Here is a 6562-nt window from a genome sequence, read left to right on the forward strand (position 1 = left end):
GACGTCCGGCAGGATCTTCCCCATGGAGCTTTCCTCTCAAGCCCAGTACCTCCTGGATCTGATGACCGGAGACAGGCAGGACCACACGGCGTGGCCGGACGTCTCCCGGGTGAACGCGGTCGAGTTGGGCACGCTGATCCCGGCCGCCTACCGGGTCGGGAAGCGGGACGGTGGGGCCAGGATGGCGCGCTTCGCGACCGAGGCGGAGGCGCGCACGAGGCAGCCGGTGTTCACGCCCGAGGCGTGCGTCGATCTGTTCGAGGCGTTGGTCGACCGACTGCCGGCCCGGAAATGGGCGGACCTGTCCGTCGGCATCGGTGCGCTGGTGCGGTGCCCGGCGGGAGCGCCGCTGGAGCGGCTGGCCGATCCCGCCCGCACGCTGGTCCGGTTCCTGCTGCGCGAGAAGCGGTTGGACAGCCCCTTCTCCCTGCTGGCCACGGCCGGGATCGCGGGGCTGGACGCGGAGGTGGCCGCGCAGCTCACCGAAGGGCGCGGGCCGATCGCGGTCGCCGAGGTGGAGCTGCTGCTCGGCTGGGATGTGGCCCGGCGGGCACTGTTCGCCGAATGGGCCCGGGAGCAGTCCCACAACGCTTCCCCTCCCCTGCCCGACGTCCTGGAGCGGCTCGGCGGCCTCCCCGATCACCGGGACTTCGCGCGGGTGACCCTGGAGACGGCCGAGGGCCGCGTCGCGGCGATCCACGCCGGGAAGATCCCGTATCGGGCGGACAAGGCGTTCGCGACCGGGGAGAAGGAGACCATCGGCCGGGCCGCACGGTTAGCGCTGTTCCAGGACGAACCGTGGCTGCCCTCCCTGCTGGACGGGCTGCTGCGCGGCGTGGCGGTGGCGCCCACCGAGGCCAGGACACTGCCCTCGCAGGGAGTGCTGTTCGAGATCGCCCGCGCGGTGGAGGACCACCCGACCCCCGAGGCCATCTCGGCGCTGCGGGCCGCCCGTCAGGCGACCCGGCATGCCGGGGTGCCCAAGCAGCTGGACCGCATGTTCAAGCGGATCGAGGTCGCCTTGGCCGGGCGGGTCGAGGTCGCGTTGCGGCTGCCCGACGGGCGGGTGCGGCAGGCGGTGGGTGAGCACACGGCGGTGATCTCGACCGAGGGCGAGGTCGAGCTGTCGTGGTGGCAGGGGGACAAGAAGCTCAAGTCGGTCCCGGCGGCGGTCAAGCGTGCGCATCCCGAGGAGGTCAAGCGGCTGCGGGCGCTGGCCAAGCAGGTCCGGCAGCAGCAGGCGACGCTGGTCAGGGCGCTGGAGGCCGGACACACCAGTGACGTGACCCCGCCCTATCGCCGGCTGGAGGGGCAGCCGATCGCGGACCGGCTGATCTGGGAGTTCGAGGTGTCGCCTGGTGAGTGGCGCAGCGAGCTGGGGCTGAGCGTGCCGGACGTGCCGGTGCGCCTGTGGCATCCGGCCCGCGCCTCGGTGGCCGACGTGCGTGCCTGGCGGGAGGTGGTGCAGGACAAGGAGCTGCGGCAGCCGTTCAAGCAAGCTTTTCGTGAGGTCTATCTGCTGACGCCCGCCGAGGAGACGACAGAGCTCTACTCCAACCGGTTCGCCGCGCATGTGGTGGACTACCGCAAGCTGTACGCGCTGTTCAAGCAGCGGGGCTGGCAGGCCGACTACCTCGGGTTCTGGGACGGCGGCAGCTCCGGGGAGGCTCGGCGGGTGGTGACCGGGGGGCGGTGGCGGGTGACGCTCTGCCATGATCTCCTGCCGGACGACGACGGCTACGCGGTCACCGACCAGGTCCGCTTCCACCGGCTTTCCGAGGGCGCGTGGCGAGCGGCGGCGCTGAGCGAGGTGCCGCCGCTGGTGTTCAGCGAGGCGATGCGCGACGTGGACCTGTTCGTCGCGGTCACCTCGATCGCGAGCTACCCCGAATGGACCGACGGCGGGCCGGATCGGCTGCGGGACTACTGGCAGGCGGGTTCGTTCGGGCCGCTGCCGCCGTCGGCCGAGGTACGCCGGGACGCGCTGTCCCGGCTGCTCGGCCGTACGGCCATCGCCGAACGGTGTACGGTCACCGACCGGTTCCTGGTGGTGCGAGGCGACCTGCGCACCTACAAGATCCACCTGGGCTCGGGCAACATCCTCATGGAGCCCAACGACGCCTACCTGTGCATCGTCTCAGCTCGCGATCCGCACGCGGGGCTGTTCCTCCCCTTCGAGGAAGACGGCCGACTCGCGCTCATCCTCAGCAAAGCCTTCCTCCTGGCCGACGACACCGCCATCACCGACCCGTCCATCACCCGCCAGATCAGGGGCTGAGCCACCGCACAGACGTGTGGGTCGGACCTTTCCACGTGAGCCTTCGCCGCCGGTATGACCTTCACCGTACGGAATGTCTCGGCAGGTCTCTTTCCGGCTCCGCGAGGCGCCGCAGTATCTCACTACGACGGTGAGAATGGGTGAGAACGATCAACACTGTGATGACAGGTGGGGCCTCCCTCCCGTGCATGGTCTAGGGAGCACCCGCACAAGGCACCCCCGAAAGGCTTTGGAACACTATGCGCTTCAGCTTGACCTCCCAGATGTCGACCGACGGCGTCACCGAACAGTCCTTCACCCTCGGCGAGATCACCGGCGTCCTGTTCACGCCCCATGACGCCACCGGCCCCCGCCCGCTGATCCTGATGGGACACGGCGGCGGCCAGCACAAACAGGCCCCCGGCATCCTGGCCGGCGCCCACCGGTTCGCCACCGAGGGCGGTTTCGCCGTCGCCGCGATCGACGCCCCCAGCCACGGCGATCGGCCGAAAGACGAACAGGTCATGCGGTTGGCGAGCGACATGCAGGCCCACATGGCCGCCGGCAAGGATGCGACCGAGGTGGTCGTTGCCATGCACGACCTGCTGGCCGAGCAGGCCGTCCCCGACTGGCAGGCCGTCCTGAGCGCGGTCCAGGAGCTCGACCACGTGGGCGCCGGGCCGGTCGGCTACTGGGGGGTGTCGATGGGATCCGGGCTCGGCGTGCCGCTGCTCGCCGCCGAACCCCGGATCCGCGCCGCGGTGCTCGGCCTGCTCGGCGCGCAGGGGCTGACCGAGACCGCCGCCCGGGTCACCGTACCGGTGCAGTTCCTGCTCCAATGGAACGATTCGTTGGTGTCCCGGGACCAGGCCCTGGCACTGTTCGACGCCTTGGCCTCGACTGACAAGACCCTGCACGCCAACACCGGCGACCACTTGGAGATCCCCGCGTACGAAACCGACAACGCGCTGCGGTTCTTCGCCCGGCACCTTGTCTGAGGCCACTGCCTTGTAGCTCGCGACGCGCCGGCCAGGCCCGTTCCGGCCGGCACGGTCGAGTCAGCCGTGCGGATGAGCGGAACCCCTCACAGGGCGCCGCTGGTCGGGCCCTGTCAGGGGTTTCTAAGCCTTGGACACTCACCAACAGGCCAACGACGGCCACTGACAGTCGCGGCGAGTGGCGCCGTCTGTCACGGATGGCGCAGAAACCCCGCCATCTGCTCATATAGCGCCTGCGGATCCTCCAAGTGGAGATCGTGACCGACTCCGTCGATCACCACGATCGGGATGTCAGGCCGAAGACGACGCATCCGGTCGCTCTCCTGGGGACCGATGAACCCTTTCTCCCCCAACACCACCAGCGCCGGGCACCGGATCCGCTGCCATTCAGCCCAGTAGGACCGCCGGCACGCGGCGGCGAGTGCGGCCACCGTGACCTCGCGATCGAAACGCGGCCACAGTCCCTCCTTGGCGCAGGAGGATGGAGTGCCGATCGCCGCATACGTCGAATCAGCCCTCCATGGGCTCGTCATTGACAAAACCGACGAGATCAAAAGGCTCGTGCGTCGGCTCGAATGCGTGCGTAAGGCGGCGCTTCCCGAGTACCTGTCAATACAGCGGATCAAGGAGAGAGTGACGACGTGGAGTTAAGCGGAGACATCACGCGGGAAATCGCTGACCCCAAGGGCTGGATCACCGCATCAAGCGGTCAGGGTGGCGAGTGCCTGGAGGCGAAGCATCTGTCAGACGGCCGTGTCGCCTTGCGCGACACCGAGCAACCGGACACCGACCCGTGGATTCTCCGCCGGGCCGTCTGGGACAAGTTCGTAACAGGCGCGAAAACTGGCATCTTCGACTTCTAGCCCCACCCACCACACCGCCCCCAGCGACCCACTGGTGGCGGCCCTTCCCGTACGCAGCCCGGCGCATGGGAGCCCGTCCCGGAGGATGAACACGTATATCTCCGGCCGCCTGTAGAAGGGCGGCGGAGGAGAGCGTGCCCCGCCACCGCTCACTACTTCAGCTTGAGCCGCTTCCTCGACGCACCCGGGAACACGACGACCAGGTGCTTCTCCCCCGCATCGCTGATCCGTACATAGGCGCGGAGCCGGTAGCCGCCCTTCCCCGCGATCGCCAGATTAGGCATCGGGGCACCCGCGCCCACCTCTCCGTCCTCGCCCATCTCCGGCACGGTGAGCCGGCACCTCGTTGACCTGATCCCACCCGGCTATCCGTTGGGGCGGCGCGGTGCGGAAGGCCTTGACCGTAAGGCACAGGTCAATGACGTCGTCGAGGTGCCCGATGAGCACCGCGCTGCCGGCCACCCCGATCCGGGCGCTGTCGTCGTAGACCCTGTCCATCGCCCGCTCCGCCGCCTTGCCGGCCGCTTCGTCCCCGGGGTCGTGGACCAGATAGCCGGCATCGCCGTCGGCGAAGAGGAAGTAGTTGGCTGTGGCCTGGACGACGCCCTTCGTCCGGGGCCACGGGTCGCGGCACTTCGCGTTCTGCTCGGCGATGTAGGCGGTGTTCGCCGCCTCCGTCTCCCTGGTCGACCGCAGCAGCTCGGGATGGGTCGCGCTGACGATCTCCGGGCAGACGTAGACGAGATCCCACGGGTCCGCGCCCGAGGCGGGCCGCGCGCTCCCGGCCCGCGTCAGGATCGCCTCCTGCTCGTCGCGGTCCTTCGTACGGCACAGCGCCCGACCGTACGCGAGGACCTCCTGGTCCGCCAGGCTGTCCGGGAACATGGGCGGGACTCCGCCGTCTGTGCTCCGCGCCCGGCACAGGAAGGCGGCGTCGCGTTCGGCGGGTTTCAGGTCGCCGAAGCTGGGCCGGTCATAGCAGCCCATCGACCAGCCTGTGTAGGTGAGATGCGCGGTCTGCTCCGGGTGGATCTGTGTGATGATCGGCAGTACGGCCACGGCCGCCACCGCAACGCGGACCATGCGCCGCCGCGCGGGCTCAAGGTCCGCCAGGCGGTCCCCAGCGGGCAGTTCACGGGCGGTCGCCGCGATCCACACGGTGCTGACGAGCCCCACCGCGTCCATCATGACCGGCATCGCCAGACTGCCGCTGAAGATCTCCCCGAAGAGAACGTTGAGCGGGAGCGCCAGCGCATAGACGCCCACCGACAACCACCCGGCGACCAGCGTGCCGCGGCTCCACCGACCGTCGCGCCACTGCCCGACGACCGTGATGATGATCGCCGCCGCTCCGCCCAGCATCAGGCCCAGTCCGACGATGCCGCCCGAGCCGAGCTCTGGGAGGTCGAGTTCGTCGAGCAGTTCGTTGGCCATCCCGGCCAGCTCGACCGCGAACATCGCGCCAGCCGCCGCGCGCAGCACGCGGGATCGCCAGCGGATGACGAGCAGGTAGAGGACGTCGATCGCGGTCCACAGCGCGAGCTGGAATGCCGCGTCGACCGCGTCGGGAAGCAGCGCGATCGGATACCACAGCACGAAGGTGTACGCCACCGCCAGATACAGCAGCCGGCGCAGCGCTTTCTCCCGGCGGTCCAGCGGTCCCGGAGTGGGGGCGCGCAGGATCAGCCAAATGAGCGCGGCCTTCACCAGGGCGGCCACAAGCAGCGCCGCAACCGTCGGGGTGTCGAACCCGCCGCGCTCGTAGAGCCCCGCATAGGCCGGCGGCGACCATTCGACGGCCACCCAGAGCCAGGCGTCGCCGAGCGCCAGGCCCGCGACCGCCGCCGCAAGGATCAGACCTACCAAGCCGATCCTGATAATGCGCCAGGAATTATCCGAAAGCACGGAAAGTGATCTTAGTACGGCACCGCCGGACAGGCGGACACGGCGAACCAAGACGCAAGGCGCTGACCCTGGAGGCGGCTTCCTCCTCGGTCACCTCGCTGGGCGTACAGTATGCCCGGACTTCGCATGCCGTCGTCAGCGCCCAGTTGCGGCCGAGGAGAGTCAGGAACGTCATCGACCTGGCGGCGCTGTGGGAAATGCCGCCTAGCGAAGCTTTACCTGGACGCCTCCGGAGAACATCGAGTCGTGGAGTTCGAGCACGTCGAGCTTGACTCGCTTGGGTACGTCGTAGAGCAGCAGACCCTTGACCGAGTTGCCGGGGTTGATCTTCTCCAGGAACGAGTTGGAGTCGTCCACGAAGATCGCAGCCCCCGTATCCGCCTCGTACTCTCGCCCCTTGGTGTCGTACAGCTTCTGGTTACCACCGCTGAAAGTCTCGGACTCGTTGCCGATGTTCTTCACTGAGGTGATCTCAGGGAAATAATTCGGGACGATGAGGGATGTTTGGGACGCCTATGGGGGCGTTTCGGGCCTTTCGG

The 6562-nt window shown here is 68.8% G+C and carries 7 protein-coding genes; 3 read left to right on the forward strand and 4 right to left on the reverse strand.

All coding sequences use genetic code 11. The features are described from left to right. The first annotated feature begins 22 nt into the window (after window positions 1-22). On the forward strand, window positions 23-2278 hold the full coding sequence (locus ACTMTF_RS28575; RefSeq protein WP_441113447.1) for a DUF4132 domain-containing protein: 2256 nt from the start codon (window positions 23-25) through the stop codon (window positions 2276-2278). 251 nt (window positions 2279-2529) lie between these two features. After that, a complete protein-coding gene (locus ACTMTF_RS28580; protein WP_441113448.1) occupies window positions 2530-3255 on the forward strand; it encodes a dienelactone hydrolase family protein in 726 nt (241 codons plus the stop codon). A 191-nt stretch (window positions 3256-3446) separates the two neighbouring features. On the opposite strand, the gene ACTMTF_RS28585 is transcribed toward ACTMTF_RS28580, so the two are convergent. Beyond that, entirely contained in the window at window positions 3447-3788 is a 342-nt protein-coding gene (locus tag ACTMTF_RS28585) for an alpha/beta fold hydrolase (RefSeq protein WP_441113449.1), read from the reverse strand. 108 nt (window positions 3789-3896) lie between these two features. Between ACTMTF_RS28585 and ACTMTF_RS28590 the strand changes: the two genes are divergently transcribed. Continuing rightward, a complete protein-coding gene (locus ACTMTF_RS28590; RefSeq protein ID WP_441113450.1) occupies window positions 3897-4118 on the forward strand; it encodes a DUF397 domain-containing protein in 222 nt (73 codons plus the stop codon). A gap of 152 nt (window positions 4119-4270) precedes the next feature. Here the strand turns inward: ACTMTF_RS28590 and ACTMTF_RS28595 are convergent, their stop codons facing one another. The 3 genes from ACTMTF_RS28595 to ACTMTF_RS28605 all read right to left on the reverse strand — a co-directional run bounded on the left by ACTMTF_RS28595 (window position 4271) and on the right by ACTMTF_RS28605 (window position 6485). After that, complete coding sequence (locus ACTMTF_RS28595; RefSeq protein WP_441113451.1) at window positions 4271-4402, reverse strand: hypothetical protein; 132 nt, start codon at window positions 4400-4402, stop codon at window positions 4271-4273. Next, window positions 4395-5984 carry a hypothetical protein gene (locus tag ACTMTF_RS28600; RefSeq protein ID WP_441113452.1) on the reverse strand — a complete coding sequence of 530 codons (1590 nt, stop codon included), beginning with the start codon at window positions 5982-5984 and terminating at the stop codon, window positions 4395-4397. The genes ACTMTF_RS28595 and ACTMTF_RS28600 overlap by 8 nt, the downstream gene beginning before the upstream one ends. A 243-nt stretch (window positions 5985-6227) precedes the next feature. After that, the gene (locus ACTMTF_RS28605; protein ID WP_441113453.1) at window positions 6228-6485 is read right to left on the reverse strand and encodes a DUF4352 domain-containing protein; all 258 of its coding nucleotides are present in this window, start codon (window positions 6483-6485) and stop codon (window positions 6228-6230) included. Window positions 6486-6562 lie beyond the last annotated feature (77 nt).

It is taken from the genome of Nonomuraea sp. ZG12 (genome assembly GCF_052068115.1).
In the GTDB taxonomy this organism is placed as follows: domain Bacteria; phylum Actinomycetota; class Actinomycetes; order Streptosporangiales; family Streptosporangiaceae; genus Nonomuraea.